We start from the raw sequence: 18,216 nt of genomic DNA on the forward strand, positions 1-18,216 counted from the left end.
AATTATACCCCAAGGTAGATGGCCGGAGTCAGGCCGATGTTAATAGGTCGGTTCTCACTGGCCGTTGGAACTGCGTCAGAAGCCTTGAAGTTGACAGTCGAATCATGGCCGTTGCCAGTTGCTAGTCCGTTACCACCGGTTCCCAAAGGTTCAACACTTAACGCACCTGACGAGGAATTGAAGAGAAGGTCTGAAAAGTTCGTTGTAATACTGCCTTTTATCTCTCGAATAGCATCCCCCTGAATACTCCCAATCTGCCTAGCAACACCGTCTACGGGACGCAAAAAATATCCATTGCCGTCTACATCAAACAGATTTGGGACATTGATTAATCCTCCCGCCAAAGAGATGCCCCAATCTGCCCGATATTCTGCAGACAGACTCAGCAACGCTCCCCCCTGTGCACTGTCATCGGCATACTGATCGCCATTTCCCACATACCACCCGGGAGGCAGATGCTCTGCACGAAATGGCATCAACCGCAACTCACCGATTTCAGCCATGACCAGACCTGCGATTTCTTCCTGTGTATGGGTATGTCCCACATCCGATTTTTCTGGATGGGCATGGTCCTGCCTCGCGGGTTCCCCCCCCATGGGCCGAAGGTCTGTCGCCGTGCGGTCTGCGGCGATCGCGGCAATCTTCTGGCCGAAGTGGTTGCCGTTTGTCCCGTCCATGTAATCGCCGGGATCGGCGTACACCACAGAGGCCACGGCCACGCGATCGGAACCTTGGGACTGCAGGGCTACATCCAGGAATACCTCGGCAGGCAGGGCAGGCGGGGTAATCTCCTGTGCGGCATCCAACTTGATGCGGATGCCCTCCACATAGGCCAGCCCCGGCTGGAGCTTGAAGGCTCCGGCGTCATCAATGACCAGATAGCCGTCGCCGAAGAAACAGGCAGGGCCGTAGATGTCGCGGTTGGACAGCCGTTCGCGCTCGTCTATGCCCTTGAGCCGTGCAGTGAAGTCGATCTGCCATGTGGCTGCTTCCACCGTGATGTTGGTCACATCCTGAACACCGGAGTATTCCAGCATAAAATTGCGGGTGATGGCGTTGCCCATGACAGGGTGTGCCGTCTTTTTCTTGTTCAGCGTGGGGCAGTAGGTGATGGCGATGACAGCGTCGTCGGCAGAGGAATACAGCCCGATCCAGTTGAAATCGAAATCGCCGATGTCGGAACCCAACAACATGGAATAGACGACCTGGTTAGGGTTTATATACCCCTTGTTCTCGGCGGGGATGGTGTACTCATGGACAACGTACTCGGCACCGGGCTTTCCCTCGGTACGGTCCACAGGCACCGTTGGGTCCAGCCCCGGTACATTGGCGACAATGAACTTGTCGATGACCAGAGGCGTTTCCAGATTCTGGTGCAGGGCGAGAAGGGCCTCGCCCGCGTTGGTAATGGCACTGCTCATGAAGGCTCCTTATAGTTTAGCGAATACAACCGCTTGATCGTTGTTGATCTCATGCAAACAAGGGCCAACACCCAGGGGAGGCACTGTTGCATTAATGGTCTGGTAGTCGTTGTCAAAAGTCTCCACACGGATGGAGGTGGGCAACGGGGTAATGATGGTCCACTCGTACCGGCGGCACGTCCTGCCGTAGTGCTGGATGAGGACCTGCAGCAGATCCTGGTTGTCTGCCAGTTGAGAGTCGGAGAGGAGAATAGCCAGCACATCCCAATCGCGGCCAGGCATGCGTTCCTCTATCTCGATGTAGCCAACCCCCAGTCGTTGAAATATTCGCTTGAATCCTTCAACCGATCCAGCATCCCTGGCGTTGACGTATGCGTACTTGACGCGCTTGCGGAACAGTTCCAGCGGTTCGCCGTTGAAACGGTCGATATCGCGCTGCCAGGCAATCAGGTTCAGGACCGGCTCGACACAGGTCTCGGGATCCATCTGCTGGGCAGGCCAGGACGCCCACTCCATAATCTGGTCGAACCAGATGGCGGCAGCTTTGGATAATTTGGTCAGCTCCGCGCCTGACATCCAAAAGGGTAATTGGAATGCTCGAATGTCCTTCATCAGGTCTCCTTGTTATCCGAGCTGTACAAGCAGGGTGCCGAGTACCGGCAGGTCCATGGTTGATACGATGTCCGTCGTCCGGTTGAATTCAACAGACAACAGGTCCGGCATGGCATGCAGGTCCTTGTCCAGTTGCGACAAGGAAAAACGGCTGTGCGGCATGGTTTTGGTCATGGTAAAAATGGTGTTTTCGCGGAAAGCGCAGCGGACCCTGTCTTCCACATCTTTTTTCAGCGCCGCTATCCTGTCTTCCGAGAGGTTGGGCTTGGGGAACACCGTGACAGTCAGGTCGTGCGGCGTTTCCGGCATGGGATAGCAAACCATGTCGTCGCCGTGACCATGGTTGCCCTTGTCCCGAATGTGCTGATTGATGTCGTCAACCCATTCCTGGGGCGGCGCTCCCGTTTCCTGCATGATGAAACAATTCGCTGTCCCTGGACCACGCGGGGCGTTGTGTTCAAAGAAGAGATAGTCGGTCCGAATCCCGGCATATTCCGATATGACAGCCTTGTATGCGGCGTCATGGTGATACTGGCCCACGGCGCTGAACTGGTTGCGGCCACGCAGGCGCAGCTCCTCGTCTTTTTCCTCATCCGCTCCAGGCGTCTCCAGCCAGTCAGCTGTGTTGCTGACTGCCACAATGCCGGGAATAGGCGCAGGCAGAATCGAATAATACCCGGGGCCGAGATTGTAGGCCGATCCGGGCTTTTCAGCCTCGACCGGCACGGAAGCAACCAGCATTCCGTCCGGGATCGTCGTGTCAGCCGTAACGATGACACGGTAAATATACCCGTCCAGCTTCGGGCTTTCGATGACAGTCCCGGCAGGAACCGTTATTTCCCCGGCTGACGTTTCGCGGGTAAACGGGATGGAGCCAACGGCCTTGGTCTCAGGCTTGCGCTTGATGTTCACAGCCCACACCAGCACGTCCAGCCACTGGCCGGATGCGTATTTCATGAACAGGTTGGGCAGGGCCGTTATGACCAGCAGGTCGACCAGCCATTTACACGGTGTGGTGACTATTGCCAGAATGAGCCGCCAGAACGGGCTCCACTTGGAATCGTTGGTGATGAGACTGCCCTGGGCCTCGTTGATCTGCTTCCAGCGCGTTTCCATGTCAGCTTCGGAAATGGGGATATCCGCTTCCTTCAGCATGCCTTCAAACAGTTCCCGGCTCATGTTGTCTCCATTGTCATATTGATTTTTCCGAACTCCACTGTGTCGGCCTGCAGGAAGAAACGCCCCAGCTCCACTTCGGTGATCACGCATGATCCGGGGACGATGCGTTCGTCGTTGTCCACTTCCAGAGTGAGCTTGACCAGGTTCTCGGCCTTCTTGCCTTCGTCCCGGTTGGCAACCAGCTCCACCAGCAATCCAGATTTCCGAATCATGTGCTGAAGGTCCTGGGCTATTGAGTCCCGGTCCTGGCACCGTTCCGGTATGCCGCCGACATCCAGTGTCAGGTCGTTGTCGGTAATGAGGAGGTCAAAATACTTTGCTTCAGCCACTGCCTACCTCCCTCCCAACAACCACACGCGCTCTTCAAGCTCCTGGTTGCTCATGTTGGTATGGAAGTGGTTTTCCTGCTTGCCGATGGTCCGGCTGTCGCTGCGGTTCTTGGCAACGGTATTGGCGATATGGGTGGTCATCCCACCGGGGACAGCGTCCATCTTTCTGCCTGAATCCAGCGAGGGAGAAGAAATGGTCTCATCTTCGCCGAAGCCGAAGAAACCGCCGACCTTGTCCACAACCCATCCGATATTGTCGGACAGCATCCCGAACCCTTTCAACAGCCAGTCAATGATCTGCATGATCCCCTTGCCCCAGCTGGTATCCAGGAATGCGGCCTTGAGGTCGTCCCACCAGTAGATGACGGCGCCAACCGCAGCCACCAGGCCAACAAGGGCGGCAACCAGCCAGACAGCGGGGTTGGCCCAAAAAGCGGTGTTCAGCAGCCACATGACGCCCTTGGCGATGAGTCCCTGCTTGGTAAACAGCGCCAAAGCCCACCTGGCCGCGCTGATGGCCGGAGCCAGCCCAATCATCCCGAGCTTTGATAGCCCCATGACGACACTGAGTGTGCCGAGAGCGGCCGTCATGCTGAATACGGCGAGTACGCCGTAGCCGATCCATCGCGTGATGTTTTGATATTTCCCCATCCATGCGGTCATGGTTGCGGCCGCATTGGCCATCCCGTTGATGAGCGGATCCAGTGCCGGGTTCAATCCCAGCCCAAGGGCCGTGGTAATGCCGAGCACCCCCTGCCAGATGCGTTGCAGCGGCGTGACCATGTGTGACGCCATCTCGGATGCCGCCTCCATGCCCTTGACCTGTCCGATTGAGTCCATGCTTGCTTTCAGCCCGTTGGTGTCCTGCATAAGCAGTTTCAGCAGGGACGAGGCTTCCTCGGACCCGAACGCTTGTTTCAACAGGTCTGAATCGGCCAGTTTCTTCGCGTTGCCGAACTTGCCCTGAATTTTCTCCAGAATGTCCAGAATGGGCAGCATGTGGCCCTGGCTGTCGACAAAAGACAGACCGAGCTTCTCCTGTGCCTGTCCGACCCCGGCCAGGAATGATTTGTATTTCGTACCGGCCTCGCTGCCTGACATGGTGGCCTGCAGCTTGCCAAGCACGGCCATCTGTTCCACGGCGTTGATGCCAACCGCCGTGGCGTTGGCCCCAACAGATGTAAATGCCGCTGACATTTCGGAACCGGTGGTCTTGAACATTTTGACCGCCGTCGCCGTTTGACCGGCCAATTGTTCGACCCAGGCGCCTTTGCCCATCTTGTCGGCTTCCTTCTGAAAGATGCCGTACATGGTACCCATGTAATTGGTGATGGTCCCTGCATCCGACTTGGTAGCGGTCGCCAGCACGTTGCCTGCGTTGGTAAACACGGCCAGTTCATTGCCTTGAAGCCCACTAATGGCCGACTGGATGTCATACGCCGACCGGACAAACCCGTCCGCAGCGCGGCCATACTTGATGGAATACTGCAGCGCCTGGTCAGACAGCCCTTTCAGGGTGGAATCTTCAACGCCGAGACTTGCCACCTCGCCCATGGCCTGGCGCAATTGCTCGGCAGGGTTGATCAGTCCCATGAACGACAACCCGGCACCGGCTATCCCGGCAGCGCCCGTTCCCACCTGGGTAAACGCTCGTTCGGAAGCCGCAGCCATGCCGGACAGGTGTTTCTGCACCTTGGCAACAGGCGCTGAAACCCTATCGATGAGATTGATGGAAAACATCAGCTTCTGCAGTTTGTTGCTCACGCCAGGCCTCCATTGACAACGCGCCCGTTTTCATGCTTGATGGAGTTCCTAACTAACCCGCCCTTAATCGACAGGCGAAAAACGTCGGTTTTTGTTTTAGGCAATCCATCAAGGAATTTGCCGGAGTGTGGGGTAACCGCGAGGTCCCCAAGCCTGGTTAGGCTAGGATCACTCCGGCATCTTTTTTTGGAGGAAACGCAATGACCCACCCCGTAAGAATGACTCCTGAAGCCGCAGCGGCCAGACTCTGGGAAATAGCCCACACGCTGGACGAACTCTCGCTGCAACAGTCCAGACTCCACGAGGGAGAAGAGGGGCTGGCATCCACGCTCATGCTGCTGTATCGCAACCTTGAGGATTGCGCCTCGGCCTTGTATCCGCTGCATCCGTCTGTTCCTGATTCGTCCAGCTCTTGACTGCATCCATAAATCCTTCTGCAAGCCCCGGTTCGGTTCCCCGTTCCGGGGCTTTCTTATTTCAGGGCGGTCAGTATCCCGTTATTCACGGCCACTTTCATCCGTTCCCAATAGTCGTTCTCGAGAAACAGCGCTTCGCCCAGTGATTGTTCGGTGACGGGCCGCTCCCCGAACCACTTGCGGTGAAACGTGTAAAACTGCCCTATGGGGTCGCGTCGGAGCTGTTCGGCGACCGCTTCGACTTTCCCACGGTGATCCGCAGATCTGGGGTGTACTCCTCAACCAGGTCGCCCACGATAGTCAGCGGTGCGCCGGGGATGAGCAGTAGTTCTTTCAGTTCCTCCTTGCAGCCCTCGTCCACCGTCCGCATCAGAAAGTTGTGCGCCGGGGAAACCTTGTTGTTCGGCTGCATTTCATTGAGGAAACGGTTGTAATCGTCCGGTTCGATGTGAAAGGTGATCGGCTTGTCGTTGATGTCCAAAGTGATGGTCTTTTTCATGATGCTCCTCCAAAAGGTTATGATGTTGCGATCGCCAGATAAACGAGACGGGCGGCCAGACCGGTCGATACGGTCAGACACCCCCACACAAGGCGCTCGAGGGTCTTTATTTTTTCCGTGTGACTCGCACAGCTTCGGGCGAGATTGATCTCGCGTATGTCGTCCTGAATAGACTTCACCCGCTCATCAATCCGCACGAGCAGCTCCTGCAGGTCTATTCGCTCCATAGCGGTCACTTTCGGGCCTCCATGAACTTGGTGAACAGCGGCATGAGATTCTTGACGGTCCGTTCGCCGAACAGGAAGCCCAGCACCAGGATATTCAGGGCGATGATCAGGATGCCTTCGGCGGTGAAATCGCCGGTGTCCAGGGTGAGTTTGACCTTCCAGGCATTGGAGAAGATCTGCCAGTCCACAAACAGGGTGAAATAGCCGAAGGTCGGACGCATGCAGCCGCGCAGGAAGATGACCAGCGGACCGATGAGCGGAACCGTCTTAAGGTCCTTGGCCGTCCCTTCCAGTTCGGCGGCGCGTCGGGTCACTTCCTTGTCAGCTTCCACGGCCAGCTCGAGCAGCCCCTTTTCCCGTTGGTATTCAGCTTCGCGGATCTTTGCCGACAATTCGGCTTTTTCCTTGTCGCTCATGGACGGGGGAAAATAATCTTTCACGGTGTCCACGATGGTCGAGACCGTCCCGCCCGTTAAAAAGTCGGTGACCTTTGCAAAGAAGCCCATCAGGCACCTCCCGATGCATCGGTGATGCGGAGTTCAAACGCATCCTGGTCAGCGACGCCGAGCAGGAAGGTTCTGAACGTCTGGCCGGAGTTGAGCACGGCACGCTTGTGACGCAGAAACCCGAAATGCTTGCCCAGCAGGACACAGCCCATGGAATCATCTTCGACATTGCCGGGGTGAATCAGGATATGCGTCCGGTCGGGGACTCCGGTGATCTCAAAGGTGTTGCCGTACCTGGGCGAGTTCACGCGCTTGCAGCGGTACACGCCTTCCGGGATGCAGGAAATGTTTCGGGCGTTGTCCTTGTCTTCCGGTTCCAGGGTGACACAGAACACTTTGCCGTCCAGTTTCAGGACGCCAAAGGTGCCGTCCAGCGATTTTTCCAAACGGATGAGTTCAGCTGTATTGATCATTGTTCCTCCTGTTGGGTCTGACAGGTGATGCAGAGTTCCACGCCGGGGATCGCCGCTCTGCGGGGGGCCGGGATGACGTCGCCGCAATCGGCGCACGTCTCCCGGCTGGGCTTGTTGGTCTTTTTCAGTCCGGCATTGGCAAGAGCCGCTTCCCGGGCGAGACATTCAAGGTTGCTTGCATCGTCACAGAAATCAGCCATGCCGTTGCTCCTAGATCAGGTCCCTGGTGGAAGATTCGGACAGATAGGGGACACCGTTGATGCGGATGAAATCCGGGCTGGTGACGTCAAAGGCCAGCTTGGTGATGTCCTTGTCGCCGCCGTTGCTGTCGGCATCGAGCAGCGACTCGATCTTGAACACACAGCCAAAGGCTTCAACCTTCTTTTTCTCCCGCTTGGTCTCGGCGTGGAACACGCAGTCAAACGGCTGGTCGGCCAGGTCCTCAAAGCTCCCGGCGTTACGGGCTGCTTCAACAATGAGTTTGAACGCCGTGGCATCCAGGTCCATGGAGCCGGAAGCCCCAACGTCACCGGACACGGTCCCGTCAGGAACGCCATGCGATTTGGCAACAGATCGGTTGTCCTCGATGTCCAGGGAGACTTTGTCGGCGTGAACCAGCAGGTCCCCCACATAAAAGTCGAAACTTTTTCCAGATATACGGCTCATGACGCCTCCTATTCAGCGTAATTGGTCAGATCCAGCATGATGTGACACTTGATTTCCTTGGGACAGTTGTAGGGGCGGGCGACCATGTAGATGGAGACCTTGGTCTTGGTGGCCCAGCTGATGACGATGTCGCCTTCCTTGGGAGGCTGCACTTCGCCGGGAAAGGTGATGCCCATTATCTCAACCGACTTGCTCATTTCGCGCAGGGGCCGCATGAAATACGATTCATGGTAGCCGATTGATGCAGGGGTGGAGTTGAGCTTGCGGTCGGCGACCTTGGCGATAGCCAGGGCGCGTACCTTGCGCATGGCTTTGTGGGTGACGCGCAGATTCTCGATGACCTGAAAGTCGCCGCCGGGAACATCCAGCACGTTACCGTCGCCAAAATAGACACCCGGATAATCGGGATACCACTGCGGAACCGACCAGCGCCCGGTGTCCAGTGCTTTGAGCTGGGCCATGGACACTTCGACGTCGGCATTGTCCACCGGCTTGATCGACCGGACGCCGACCACAGGGCCGGTCTCCACGCGCATGGGGGAATCCGCAACCGTTACGGCACGGTTGCAGAGGCGTCCGCAGTATACGCCCTGGTCATCATCCCAGATGGTGGCAACCGGGTTGACCTGGTCAGCCGCGATACCATTCAGGATGGCATTGCGGGAGGAAACGAAATCAGGCCAGGATTCGGTCAGCGGATCAATGGCCGCACAGGTGGGGATGAAAATGATGGGACGACCATACTGGCCTTCAATTTCAACGGCCTTGGCCTGCATGCTCTCAATGTCTGCAGCGGAAGCAACAGCATCCGTGAGGACAAACGCCTCGCAGGACATCTGCGTCATAATATAGTCGACAGCCACATCCCAGGTTGCAACACCGTCAAGGGGATACACGGCGGCAAACCAGTTTTCCCCGGCATTCTTTCGAGCAGCGTCGAGCTGTGTTTTCAGATTGCTGTCGGCAGAGCCAAGAGCAACGTCCAGGTCTGTGTCGTTGCTCACGGACAGCAGCTTGCCTTCATTGGTACCGGCTCCAAGCCCGACATAGATGAAGAATCGTTCGACATCAGCAATGTCGCCCTGTTTCAAATTCTCTTTGTTGACATCAACACTTCCGAGCGCCATGACGGACTCCTATCGTTAACGGTTGCGTATTTGGGACAACGCCGTTCTGGCGAGGTCGTCTAGAAATTTGGGTTCGGTCCCCGGCTTGGGGCCGAGAAAGGGCCGGGCGGTCGGCTTCACTTCCCAGCGCTGTTTGCCGCGCCTGGTCTTGTCGCGCATCTGTCGGAGAATGATGCCAGCCTGACCAACGGTAAGGTTCTGCATGATCCACTTCATGGAAACGCGGCGAAGCGTGCATCCCTTGCCGCGCTTTTTTTTGACGCGAAGCCGGTACCCTTCCGCTTTCAATGCCCTGGCTTGTCCCCTGGTGGCGGGCTTGTCGTAATCCGGCTTGCCGTACACCTTCTCGGCTTTGGGAGCGGTCCATTGTTCGGGTATCCCGCGCTGATGCCGGTCCGCGATTTTGGCGGTCATCCCATTGGCCCAGGTCAGGTCAACACGGTTGGGGCCCCGCATAAAAGGTTTCAGCCCTTTGCCCATCTTCCGCAGAAGTTTGCGCTTGGTGCGTGTCCCTTTGCGTTCAGCCATGGATAGGCCATGGATAGTGCGTTGCCGCCTGATATTCTGCTTGGCGTCCTTGATGATGGATCGCCCCATCCGCATGGTGATATTGCGGCGGGTCCGATGCGGCAGAGAAACGATGTCCAACTGTTCATACAGCCGCATGCGTCCACGTGGATCGGTGTCAAGCTGGAACGGCTGGTTAGCCATTGGCTCCCTCGCTTTGCTTTGCGACCTTGTCCACGCCTTCAGCTATGTCTATGGGGACATCGGCAACCGTCCACATCTGGCCGTTGTAGGGGATGGATCCATTTCCATCAGGGATGAGCTGCAGGCTCTCCTCGAACTCGATCAACAACTCGACGTCAGCGGTGCCGTCACCGTTGAGGCTGATGTCAATGTCCGGGTCGGCCAAACCGTCCCTTTCCCGGTCGGCATCATTGTCAGCGAGCCAGGCAGGAATAAAAACGAGCAGGGTATAGCTGTCCCGATCCGGGAGGTTCTCGATTTGAATGTGTGCGTCATACTTCAGCTTCGCCACTTCGATTCCATGGCCGAGATCCTTGCCCGTGAAGAAGTATGCGCCCTGGTCAACGGCTGAATAGTCGGAATCCTTGAAGGCTCCGGCATCCTGCAGGGCAGTAGTCAGTGCTTTGAGTTTCTTCATAGCAACACCGCCGTAACCCGGCTCTTGCCCAAAATGTCGGATATGGCCTGTTGGGCGTACTCGTAAAATTTGCTTTCGGTTTCTTCGCTTTCCCTGGCCTCATTGGTGGCAGCTTCCCGGCGATCCACCGTGGGGTACTGTTGCAGCAGATACCCTTTGGCGTGGCTGTAGACAGCCCGTCGGTAATTGATGAGGTGCAGGGTGTCATTCCCCAGCTTCGACTCGCAGGGGACCTCGGAAAGTCCGGCAAACCCGGATGCGACCTGTCCTGCCTTCCACTCCATGAGTTCCTTGTTCGCCCAGGCTGCGCCTATCTGCAGGCCGTCCACCAGTAATTCTTCGGCATACTCGGACGGCATCCGGTACCGCTTTTGGAAATCGGCAACAGAAAAGTCGGGCCACCAGCCGTCGTTCTGGACGATGGCGGTGGATTCTGCGGTGGTTTTGCCGGAAAAGCTCATGATCTATCCTTTATTGGCTGCCCCCGTCGGTCTGCTGCCAGGCTATTACCCGAACAGACCTTGGGGGCAGCGACGGGTTGGAGGAGCTAGGTTGCGCGTTCCTCGGTCTCTACTGCTGGCTTGGCGTCTTCCAGCTTTTTGGTGACTTCGGCCAGGACGGTCTTGACCGTCGCGCCGACCTTGACGCCCTTCTCGAAATTGTCCTTGGCGGTTTCGAGATTCCCGGCCTCGTATTCAATGAGACCTTTCAGCTTGAAATACTTGGCGCGAACTTCATCGTGCTGCGCCCAGGGATCAGTGCCGCTTGATGTGACAACGAGTTCATAGACTTCGCTGAAATACGGCTCGGAACTCAGCCCATCCTTGAAATTTTGTTCAGCCCATTTATGGGTCAGGTCGGCAACAAGAGTCGGGATGTCTCGCCGGAAGTATTCTTCATCCGGCTGGATTCCCTGCTCCATGCAGTAATGAGCGACCTTCAGAGCCGGACCGATGAGACCGGCGTCAAGGCACCAGATCATGTGCCAGGGCAGCAGGTCGTGCGCCCAGCCCTTGTCCATGAGCCGGTCGACATACTCCTGAAATTCGGGGATCAGCTTTTCTTTCTTGTGGGCGACCTTGTCGGATTTGGAGCGCAGGCTTTTCAGACCCTTACGGGCCACATCCAACGCATCGTCCAACAGCTTCATGAGCGTGGGTTTGTCCACGGACCCTTTGCCACCGGGGCCGGAGCTGCCAACTGTTGCAGGCGGCTCAGTTTCACCGTTTTCAACTCGTTTTTTCCATTGCAGTGCCAGACTCATATAGTTGCTCCTCCGCGTTTATTGGTGGGTGAGGGGGCAGCTAGGCCGCCCCCTCTGTGCAAATTAAGGAAGATTAAACCCAGTTCTGGCCACCGTCGCGGGTGACCTTGACGTTGTCGTCCTTGAATTCCAGAGCCACGAACGCCTCGACGTCTTCCACGACATAGCCTTCATTGAAGCTGTTGAAGTCTTCCACACGGTCCTTGGACGGGTTGTCCTTCAGGTGGCGACGCCAGCTTCCCTTCTGTGTGTAGATGGACAGATTCTTGAGCGAAGTAACCACCAGGCCACGGCTGGGGAAATTGGACGGGGTCATCCAGGGCAGGCCGCCGATGGTGGACATGGCAGACTTGGCGAGAACCTTGTTCTGCGGGTCCATGCCGATGGCTTCCATGAGCTGCGTGTGCTCTTCGGAAACCAGATCGTCGCCGACCAGAACAATGAGGTCTTTGCGCTTGTGGCGGGGGATCAGTCGTTTCATGTCGGAAACGGCGTGATCGAGGTTGGTGTAGTCGCCACCAGGGCCGATCTTGATAACCCCGGAAAGAGCTTCGCCCTCTTCGATGATATGGGCCGCGTTGTTTTCGCGCATGTACTGCATCCAGCCCTTGTTTACGTCCTGGAGCATCGGGAAGGTGGCTTTGTCGGTCGTTATCGCCACGGTTTCACCGTACCAACCGATGATCTCCTTGCCGTTGGCAATGGCTTCCTGCACGTAGCGGGTGTATCGCGTAGACAGGTCCGGGAACATGGACCAGGAGTCCATGGTTGCATAGGGCAGTGCCACGTCGCCGTTGGTTTTGTGCAGCTCGTACCCTTTGGGGTCCAGGCCGAGTACGTTGGCAGGAACACGCTCTCCGTTACCGGAGGTGTCGGTGCGGCTCAAAACGGAACTGTTGGCAGAACCGTAAATGACCTGGCCTTTCATATCGCGAACCGGGACATTACCGTTGATGAGTTGCAGAAATTCAGACTGCTCGATGATCTTGTCCTGCAGTTCCTGCTGGATGGATGGTTCAACAGCGAACTGCTGATGCACATTCTGAACGCCGTAGCTTTCGCCCATACTGTCGCAGAGCTGCTGATACATTTCGCGGGTGGTGACTTCCATGGTTCCCTCCTAAAGGACTTTGGCGCCGTCGGCGGGCTTCTGTGTTTCGGGAACCGGCGTACCGGGCTTTGCCTGCTCGAAGCGCTTGGTCAGGTCGTCGACCTTGGCATTGAAAGCCGCTTCCATTTTCCCCAGCTTTTCGGTGAAGGGCTTGATGGCCTCGTTCACTTCAGCGGAAAAGTCCTGCTTTCCGGCTTCAGGGGCGGCACCGGCGTCAGAGCCTTTGCCCTCTTCATCCTGTTTGGGCTTCTGCGCGGCGAAATGTTCAAGCGAAGCGAGACGCTTGTCCTGATCGTCGAACTTGCCCATGAGCGCGTTGAACTGCTGTTCAGTCATGGTGTCCTCTTCGGGTTCGGGGGAATCCCCCTGGTTGTTGGGAATACTGCAGCCAAGCATCCGTAAGGTTTTGGTGAACCATGTGATGGCTTCGCTCTCCGACAATTCTTCCTGGAGGTCGCCGAGTTCGACGCCATCCACCAGAAAGTTGTCGGGGTTCTGCTTGCGGTGGGAAAAGTGGAGTTCGGAGGTTCCCAGGCTGGCCGGGATATCCGTCACAGCCAGGCCGGTCAGGTAACACTTGCCGGTCTTGGCGAAATCGGGGGTCAGCTCCATGGAGGTGAACAGCTTTTGCTTGTTCTTGTTCTGGCTCAACAGCCATTCATTGGGCTGCAGTTTGGCATACAGGCTGACAATGCCGTCTTTTTCTTCGGCTTTCAGTGCAACCACTTTGCCGAAGCTGCCGTGGAACCGGAAATGGTCAATCCAGATCACGGCGGTGTAAGTATCGGGATCGTAGGTGTCGGCGGCATCGAGCAGCCACTGACCTTCGATCTCCCGTCCGTCCATGGTGGGGCCGGACTGCCCTATTTTTTTCCAGTCGGTAATGAATGTATTCGGCATGCGGCAAGAGTACGCGTGCAGGAAAACCGGAAGCAATAAAACCGATTCCGATTACTGTAAAATCGGAATTGAATATGGCGCGGTCTATGTAGTGGCAATGTATTGATACGAGACCTCTGCACGGCAAATCCCACACTTTTACTCTTTAACTATTTGATTTATTATGCTATTATTTCTCCATCCAAAGGAGGAAGGCATGGCTATTCGGCAGAAAGGACCTCGGTTGGGTGATTACTTCCTGGGGCACCGCAGAACCAAGACCACATTTCTGGATGAGATCAACGAACTCATCGACTGGCAGCCCATCAACGCCTTTCTGTGCAAGAAGATCAGGCGCAAGGCCAACGCCGTGGGCAATCCCGCCTATCCGCCTCTGGCGATGTTCAAGATTCTGCTCTTGCAGCGTTGGTACAACCTGAGTGATCCGGGCGTGGAGCAGGCGCTGCTCGACCGGCTCTCCTTTGTCAGATTTACCGGTTTTTCCATCGAGGACGACGTGCCGGACGAGACCACCATATGCCGTTTCCGTAACGGTTTGATCCGCCTGAAGGTGCTGGACTCCTTGCTCGACATGCTTAACCGCCAGCTTGAAGGACAAGGGCTTCTTGTCCGTGAGGGAGCCGTGGTGGACGCCTCGGTAGTCGAGTCGCAGCGGCGGCCGCGCAAGGTTATCGACGTGATGCCTGAGGACCGTTCCGAGGACGCCGAAGAACAGGATGGGCCGGTGGACTGCCGGGTCAGCTATTCGGATGACGAGGAGGCGGCCTGGCTCCGCAAGAGAAATCGGGCCTATTACGGCTACAAGCTCCATGCCGCGACGGACAGTCGAGACGGGTTTCTGCTCTGTGGTCACATCACTCCCGCGAACCATTCGGACACGGGCGAATTCGAGCGGCTCGTGAATGGCGTCGGCCTTGATCCCGGCGCACGGGTTTATGCGGACAAGGGCTATTGCAGCGGGAAGAACCGGGACATTCTGTTTGATCGCGATTTGGAGGACGGAACCATGGACAAGACGCCTCGTGGCGGCAGGCTGACAGACTTCGAAAAGACCCGCAACCGTGACATCAGCAGCATTCGGCAAATAGTCGAGCGGGCCTTCGGCACACTCAAACGTGGCTACGCATTCTTTCGGTCCCGATACGTGGGTCGTGAGAAGGTGGAGGGAGAGTTCCACATCCTCGCCATGGCGTTCAATTTGAAAAAAGCTGTTCGACTGGCGCGAGCCTGAAGGGAGAGGTGCGTCCAAAATCCGGCATTTCGGCCAGAAATGGCAGGAAAAGGCCGGGAATGAGCCCAAGCTGGGGTGCGGTCAGAACATCAAATTGGGTGCGGAGCGCAAGGCACGGACGCGAAAAGGGGATGCGCAGAGGTCTCGATACTGCATGGCGCAGCATTCAGCAGAAATAATAGCGGCAGCAAAGTCGCTGTATCTTCGTGGAAACAAGATTCCCGAGATTCACAAAGAGATGAAGATTGCCCGACGCACCTTGTATCATTGGAAAGAGGTGTACAATTGGGATGATCTGAAAATCAATGAAGACGCGATACAGTGTATAGCGCGTCGCTTCAATCTGCTGGTCGAGCGAGATAACAAAACGGATGGCGATCTAAAGGAAATGGATCGTCTTCATCAGTACATGCTCCGCGAACGGGAAATGCGTCTTCGTGAACTGGAATCTGCCAACGAGGAAAAGGACGGGGGTAAACCCGTTGTCGGCGGCAGAAAGCGCAGGCCAAAGAAGAAGCGCGGCAAGGTCATCAAGAATGATGTCTCCCACCTGACGGAAAAGGATTTCAAGGAAAAGTTCCACAAGGACTTTTTCGAGTACCAGCATGAGCTGCGTGAAGCCAAAAAAGTCCACCGAAGCCGAAACATTCTCAAGTCACGCCAGATCGGCGCGACCTGGTACTTTGCCCAGGAGGCGTTTGAAGACGCCGTCTTGACCGGCGATAACCAGATATTCCTTTCTGCAACTCGTCGGCAGGCTGATGTCTTCCGGCGGTACATTGTCGCCATCGTCAAGGATAAGTTTGATATTGAGCTGAAGGGCACGGAAGAAATAGTCCTGCACGCCAAGCACGGCTCGGCCTCACTTATCTTCCTGTCGACCAATTCCAAATCGGCACAGTCACATTCCGGCCATGTCTATATTGACGAATATTTCTGGATCACGAAATTCAACGAGCTGTACAAGGTCGCCACGGCCATGGCCTCGCACAAGAAATGGCGCATCACGCTGTTTTCAACGCCATCAGCCGTCACCCATGAAGCCTATGATTTGTGGACAGGTGACCGCTTCAATCGACGCTATAAGCAAAAGGGCAGGCGTCAGGAATTTCCGGGTTTCAAGGATATGCAGAAGGGCGTTGTTTGCCCGGATAAGACATGGCGCAAGATCATTACCCTGAAGGATGCGGAGAAGGGGGGCTGTGATCTGTTCGACATCGAGTACCTGAAGATCCAGTACAGCGATGACGAGTTCAAGAATCTGTTCATGTGCGAATTTGTGGACGAGCTGCAGGCGGTGTTCCGGTTGCGGCAGCTCGAAGCATGTATGGCCGATCCAGAGGATTGGGACGACGTTGATCCCGATGTCGACCGCCCGTTCGGTAACAGACAGGTATGGGGTGGGTACGATCCGAGCCGCAACCGAGATGATGCCGCGTTCGTTGTTCTGGCACCACCGGAACAGCCAGGGGGAAAGTTTCGCGTCATAGCCCGTTTCAAGTGGGTGGATAAATCCTATACCTGGCAGGCCGAACAGATAAAGAAGCTGACCGAACGGTACAACTTCTCTCACATCGGCATCGACACCACAGGTCCCGGCATCGGTGTCTATGACATTGTGAAGTCATTCTTCCCGGCCACCGCTATTCACTATTCTCCGTTGATCAAAAGCCAGCTGGTCCTCAAAGCCAAGGACGTCATCGAAAACGGTAGGCTGGAATGGGATTCCGTACATAATGACATAGCCCACGCATTCCTCACGATTCGTCAGGACACATCGACCACCGGATTCATTACCTACTCGGCTGCGCGTACAGCCTCCACCGGCCATGCTGACGTTGCATGGGCCATCATGCACGCCCTGCATAACGAACCGCTGAACACGAAATACAAAAAAAAGATTGAGATAATCGTCGGCAAATAAGGAGCAGATATGAGCGAAAGCGAACCCTTGGTTTTCACCTTCGGCGACCCCGAACCGGTCATGGCCGGTGCAATCTATGATTCCCTCGGCACCTGGCTGGTGGATAATGGCCGTTACTATGAAACGCCGGTTCCCTTGAAGGGATTGGCCCGGCTGCTTCGGGCAAACGCCTACCATGGCCCGGCCATAGAGTTCAAAGCGCTGCAGGTCATGCAGAGCTTCAAAGAGTCGTGGGCGGTGTCCCATGAGGCCATGAATGCGGTAGTGATTGACTTTGGCGTCTTCGCCAACGCCACATTTCAGAAGATCCGCAACGGCTTCGGTGAGGTCGTCCAATTGCGGCACCTGCCATTTATCAACATGCGGCGCATGAAAGAGCCGAACAGGTACTGCATGCTCCAACCGTATGGGGCGATAGTGGAATTTGAACCCGATGAAGTCCTGCACATCAAGAACTATGACGTAAATCAGGAAATTTACGGATTGCCGGGATACCTTGGCGCTATCCAGTCCATGCTGCTCAACGAGGATGCAACCCTGTTTCGCCGGAGGTACTACAAAAACGGCGCTCACATGGGATATGTTTTTTACGCTGGTGGTGAGCTGGACGAGGACTCAAAGAAGGCAGTCCGTGAAGCCGTCGAAGGTTCCAAGGGGGTGGGGAATTTCCGGTCCATGTTTTTGCATATCCCGAACGGGGACAAGGATGACGTCCAGATCAAGCCGGTTGGTGACTTCTCCACCAAAGACGATTTGGAGAAAATAAAAAACCTGTCCCGCGATGACATTATCGCGGCGCACCGGATACAGCCTGCCCTGGCCTGTCTCATCCCACAGAATCAATCCGGCTTCGGCGACATAACCAAGGCCGATGAAGTCTACCAGAAAAACGAAATACAGCCTGTCCGAAAACACCTGGCAGCGTCCGTTAACCGTGTGCTGCTCCCGAAAGACAGGATTTCATTTGACCCAAAAAATGAAACTACCCCAATGTGATAACTCCAATGTCATGAATCCAAGAGGGAAATACAATGGCCTTTCGAGTGTACTGCCCCATCTGCGAAGATGTCGCCGTGATCCACAGTTCCAACGCCGTGGATCCGAAGCTGAAGGAAGCATACTGTTACTGCACCAACCAGGACTGCGGTCATAGCTTTGTCATGAGCATCGAATTTTCACACACGGTCAGCCCTTCGGCACTGTCTCTCCCCCAGGATTTGCGAAAGCGGATCAGCGAAACCCAACCCGAACAGCAGGCATCACTTTTTGCCCATGCCGGTTCATAACCTCAAAAACTAAGCCCCGACACGAATGCCGGGGCTTGTTTGCAAGCGGAGTAGGCGAGGACGGAAAAAGCGTCCCCACTGGCTCGATGCTGCCACATCGGACCACGACCGAAGCCGCTACTCCTCCCCTTTATTCAAGGGTTTGAGGGTGGTAGCAGGCGAGGTCAAACCTG

The 18,216-nt window shown here is 56.0% G+C and carries 24 protein-coding genes; 5 read left to right on the forward strand and 19 right to left on the reverse strand.

The window, feature by feature from the left end; translation table 11 throughout:
* Positions 1–2 precede the first annotated feature (2 nt).
* From DPRO_RS17520 to DPRO_RS17540, 5 genes are read right to left on the reverse strand one after another with little or no spacing between them, the layout of a single operon-like run.
* Positions 3–1,421 (reverse strand): phage tail protein, encoded by a 1,419-nt coding sequence (locus DPRO_RS17520; protein ID WP_097013233.1) that lies wholly within the window; start codon positions 1,419–1,421, stop codon positions 3–5.
* A 9-nt stretch (positions 1,422–1,430) separates the two neighbouring features.
* Complete coding sequence (locus tag DPRO_RS17525) at positions 1,431–2,033, reverse strand: phage tail protein (RefSeq protein ID WP_197706484.1); 603 nt, start codon at positions 2,031–2,033, stop codon at positions 1,431–1,433.
* A gap of 12 nt (positions 2,034–2,045) precedes the next feature.
* Positions 2,046–3,212 carry a baseplate J/gp47 family protein gene (locus DPRO_RS17530; RefSeq protein ID WP_097013234.1) on the reverse strand — a complete coding sequence of 389 codons (1,167 nt, stop codon included), beginning with the start codon at positions 3,210–3,212 and terminating at the stop codon, positions 2,046–2,048.
* Positions 3,209–3,541 (reverse strand): DUF2590 family protein, encoded by a 333-nt coding sequence (locus DPRO_RS17535; protein ID WP_097013235.1) that lies wholly within the window; start codon positions 3,539–3,541, stop codon positions 3,209–3,211. The genes DPRO_RS17530 and DPRO_RS17535 overlap by 4 nt, the downstream gene beginning before the upstream one ends.
* A 3-nt stretch (positions 3,542–3,544) precedes the next feature.
* A complete protein-coding gene (locus DPRO_RS17540) occupies positions 3,545–5,305 on the reverse strand; it encodes a phage tail tape measure protein (protein WP_097013236.1) in 1,761 nt (586 codons plus the stop codon).
* A gap of 200 nt (positions 5,306–5,505) precedes the next feature.
* Between DPRO_RS17540 and DPRO_RS17545 the strand changes: the two genes are divergently transcribed.
* Positions 5,506–5,721, forward strand: a complete 216-nt coding sequence (locus DPRO_RS17545; RefSeq protein ID WP_097013237.1) for a hypothetical protein — start codon at positions 5,506–5,508, stop codon at positions 5,719–5,721.
* Between the two features lie 56 nt (positions 5,722–5,777).
* Here the strand turns inward: DPRO_RS17545 and DPRO_RS20775 are convergent, their stop codons facing one another.
* From DPRO_RS20775 to DPRO_RS17610, 14 genes are all read right to left on the reverse strand, one after another.
* Complete coding sequence (locus tag DPRO_RS20775) at positions 5,778–5,927, reverse strand: DUF6890 family protein (protein WP_407681415.1); 150 nt, start codon at positions 5,925–5,927, stop codon at positions 5,778–5,780.
* Positions 5,924–6,220 (reverse strand): putative phage tail assembly chaperone, encoded by a 297-nt coding sequence (locus tag DPRO_RS17550; protein ID WP_097013238.1) that lies wholly within the window; start codon positions 6,218–6,220, stop codon positions 5,924–5,926. Before DPRO_RS17550 ends, DPRO_RS20775 begins: the two co-directional genes overlap by 4 nt.
* Before the next feature lie 17 nt (positions 6,221–6,237).
* Positions 6,238–6,447: a hypothetical protein gene (locus DPRO_RS17555; RefSeq protein WP_322788595.1), complete on the reverse strand. Its 210-nt coding sequence runs from the start codon at positions 6,445–6,447 to the stop codon at positions 6,238–6,240.
* Positions 6,448–6,452: 5 nt separating this feature from the next.
* The gene (locus tag DPRO_RS17560; RefSeq protein ID WP_097013240.1) at positions 6,453–6,953 is read right to left on the reverse strand and encodes a hypothetical protein; all 501 of its coding nucleotides are present in this window, start codon (positions 6,951–6,953) and stop codon (positions 6,453–6,455) included.
* Complete coding sequence (locus tag DPRO_RS17565; RefSeq protein WP_197706485.1) at positions 6,953–7,366, reverse strand: DUF5675 family protein; 414 nt, start codon at positions 7,364–7,366, stop codon at positions 6,953–6,955. Before DPRO_RS17565 ends, DPRO_RS17560 begins: the two co-directional genes overlap by 1 nt.
* A complete protein-coding gene (locus DPRO_RS17570) occupies positions 7,363–7,566 on the reverse strand; it encodes a TraR/DksA C4-type zinc finger protein (RefSeq protein WP_097013241.1) in 204 nt (67 codons plus the stop codon). The genes DPRO_RS17565 and DPRO_RS17570 overlap by 4 nt, the downstream gene beginning before the upstream one ends.
* A 10-nt stretch (positions 7,567–7,576) precedes the next feature.
* Positions 7,577–8,032 (reverse strand): phage protein, encoded by a 456-nt coding sequence (locus DPRO_RS17575; protein WP_097013242.1) that lies wholly within the window; start codon positions 8,030–8,032, stop codon positions 7,577–7,579.
* Between the two features lie 8 nt (positions 8,033–8,040).
* Entirely contained in the window at positions 8,041–9,159 is a 1,119-nt protein-coding gene (locus DPRO_RS17580; RefSeq protein ID WP_097013243.1) for a DUF2586 domain-containing protein, read from the reverse strand.
* Between the two features lie 15 nt (positions 9,160–9,174).
* A complete protein-coding gene (locus DPRO_RS17585) occupies positions 9,175–9,870 on the reverse strand; it encodes a virion morphogenesis protein (RefSeq protein ID WP_097013244.1) in 696 nt (231 codons plus the stop codon).
* Positions 9,863–10,327, reverse strand: coding sequence for a phage tail protein (locus tag DPRO_RS17590; RefSeq protein ID WP_097013245.1), 465 nt, complete (start codon positions 10,325–10,327; stop codon positions 9,863–9,865). The genes DPRO_RS17585 and DPRO_RS17590 overlap by 8 nt, the downstream gene beginning before the upstream one ends.
* Positions 10,324–10,788, reverse strand: coding sequence for a head completion/stabilization protein (locus DPRO_RS17595; protein WP_097013246.1), 465 nt, complete (start codon positions 10,786–10,788; stop codon positions 10,324–10,326). Before DPRO_RS17595 ends, DPRO_RS17590 begins: the two co-directional genes overlap by 4 nt.
* A gap of 86 nt (positions 10,789–10,874) precedes the next feature.
* Positions 10,875–11,591, reverse strand: a complete 717-nt coding sequence (gene gpM, locus DPRO_RS17600; protein WP_097013247.1) for a phage terminase small subunit — start codon at positions 11,589–11,591, stop codon at positions 10,875–10,877.
* Positions 11,592–11,664: 73 nt separating this feature from the next.
* On the reverse strand, positions 11,665–12,702 hold the full coding sequence (locus DPRO_RS17605) for a phage major capsid protein, P2 family (RefSeq protein WP_097013248.1): 1,038 nt from the start codon (positions 12,700–12,702) through the stop codon (positions 11,665–11,667).
* 9 nt (positions 12,703–12,711) lie between these two features.
* A complete protein-coding gene (locus DPRO_RS17610; protein WP_157917545.1) occupies positions 12,712–13,602 on the reverse strand; it encodes a GPO family capsid scaffolding protein in 891 nt (296 codons plus the stop codon).
* Positions 13,603–13,765: 163 nt separating this feature from the next.
* On the opposite strand from DPRO_RS17610, the gene DPRO_RS17615 reads away from it, so the two are divergent.
* The 4 genes from DPRO_RS17615 (at position 13,766) to DPRO_RS17630 (ending at position 18,043) form a co-directional block, all read left to right on the forward strand.
* Positions 13,766–14,833 carry an IS5 family transposase gene (locus tag DPRO_RS17615; RefSeq protein WP_097010253.1) on the forward strand — a complete coding sequence of 356 codons (1,068 nt, stop codon included), beginning with the start codon at positions 13,766–13,768 and terminating at the stop codon, positions 14,831–14,833.
* Positions 14,834–14,987: 154 nt separating this feature from the next.
* A complete protein-coding gene (locus DPRO_RS17620; protein ID WP_097013250.1) occupies positions 14,988–16,757 on the forward strand; it encodes a terminase large subunit domain-containing protein in 1,770 nt (589 codons plus the stop codon).
* Between the two features lie 9 nt (positions 16,758–16,766).
* On the forward strand, positions 16,767–17,753 hold the full coding sequence (locus tag DPRO_RS17625; protein WP_097013251.1) for a phage portal protein: 987 nt from the start codon (positions 16,767–16,769) through the stop codon (positions 17,751–17,753).
* A gap of 35 nt (positions 17,754–17,788) precedes the next feature.
* Positions 17,789–18,043, forward strand: a complete 255-nt coding sequence (locus DPRO_RS17630; protein WP_097013252.1) for an ogr/Delta-like zinc finger family protein — start codon at positions 17,789–17,791, stop codon at positions 18,041–18,043.
* The last annotated feature ends 173 nt before the right edge of the window (positions 18,044–18,216 follow it).

Origin of the sequence: Pseudodesulfovibrio profundus (genome assembly GCF_900217235.1) — a bacterium.
In the GTDB taxonomy this organism is placed as follows: Bacteria; Desulfobacterota; Desulfovibrionia; order Desulfovibrionales; family Desulfovibrionaceae; genus Pseudodesulfovibrio; species Pseudodesulfovibrio profundus.

Bases quoted from the DNA above. Each gene is read 5' to 3' on its own strand.
- gpM (WP_097013247.1), bottom strand. From the start codon at position 11,591: ATGAGTCTGGCACTGCAATGGAAAAAACGAGTTGAAAACGGTGAAACT.
- DPRO_RS17625 (WP_097013251.1), top strand. From the start codon at position 16,767: ATGAGCGAAAGCGAACCCTTGGTTTTCACCTTCGGCGACCCCGAACCG.
- DPRO_RS17590 (WP_097013245.1), bottom strand. From the start codon at position 10,327: ATGAAGAAACTCAAAGCACTGACTACTGCCCTGCAGGATGCCGGAGCC.
- DPRO_RS17580 (WP_097013243.1), bottom strand. From the start codon at position 9,159: ATGGCGCTCGGAAGTGTTGATGTCAACAAAGAGAATTTGAAACAGGGC.
- DPRO_RS17565 (WP_197706485.1), bottom strand. From the start codon at position 7,366: ATGATCAATACAGCTGAACTCATCCGTTTGGAAAAATCGCTGGACGGC.
- DPRO_RS17575 (WP_097013242.1), bottom strand. From the start codon at position 8,032: ATGAGCCGTATATCTGGAAAAAGTTTCGACTTTTATGTGGGGGACCTG.
- DPRO_RS17585 (WP_097013244.1), bottom strand. From the start codon at position 9,870: ATGGCTAACCAGCCGTTCCAGCTTGACACCGATCCACGTGGACGCATG.
- DPRO_RS17520 (WP_097013233.1), bottom strand. From the start codon at position 1,421: ATGAGCAGTGCCATTACCAACGCGGGCGAGGCCCTTCTCGCCCTGCAC.
- DPRO_RS17570 (WP_097013241.1), bottom strand. From the start codon at position 7,566: ATGGCTGATTTCTGTGACGATGCAAGCAACCTTGAATGTCTCGCCCGG.
- DPRO_RS17550 (WP_097013238.1), bottom strand. From the start codon at position 6,220: ATGAAAAAGACCATCACTTTGGACATCAACGACAAGCCGATCACCTTT.
- DPRO_RS17610 (WP_157917545.1), bottom strand. From the start codon at position 13,602: ATGCCGAATACATTCATTACCGACTGGAAAAAAATAGGGCAGTCCGGC.
- DPRO_RS17555 (WP_322788595.1), bottom strand. From the start codon at position 6,447: ATGGAGCGAATAGACCTGCAGGAGCTGCTCGTGCGGATTGATGAGCGG.
- DPRO_RS17530 (WP_097013234.1), bottom strand. From the start codon at position 3,212: ATGAGCCGGGAACTGTTTGAAGGCATGCTGAAGGAAGCGGATATCCCC.
- DPRO_RS17545 (WP_097013237.1), top strand. From the start codon at position 5,506: ATGACCCACCCCGTAAGAATGACTCCTGAAGCCGCAGCGGCCAGACTC.
- DPRO_RS17560 (WP_097013240.1), bottom strand. From the start codon at position 6,953: ATGGGCTTCTTTGCAAAGGTCACCGACTTTTTAACGGGCGGGACGGTC.
- DPRO_RS17620 (WP_097013250.1), top strand. From the start codon at position 14,988: ATGGCGCAGCATTCAGCAGAAATAATAGCGGCAGCAAAGTCGCTGTAT.
- DPRO_RS17595 (WP_097013246.1), bottom strand. From the start codon at position 10,788: ATGAGCTTTTCCGGCAAAACCACCGCAGAATCCACCGCCATCGTCCAG.
- DPRO_RS17615 (WP_097010253.1), top strand. From the start codon at position 13,766: ATGCTATTATTTCTCCATCCAAAGGAGGAAGGCATGGCTATTCGGCAG.
- DPRO_RS17605 (WP_097013248.1), bottom strand. From the start codon at position 12,702: ATGGAAGTCACCACCCGCGAAATGTATCAGCAGCTCTGCGACAGTATG.
- DPRO_RS17525 (WP_197706484.1), bottom strand. From the start codon at position 2,033: ATGAAGGACATTCGAGCATTCCAATTACCCTTTTGGATGTCAGGCGCG.
- DPRO_RS17630 (WP_097013252.1), top strand. From the start codon at position 17,789: ATGGCCTTTCGAGTGTACTGCCCCATCTGCGAAGATGTCGCCGTGATC.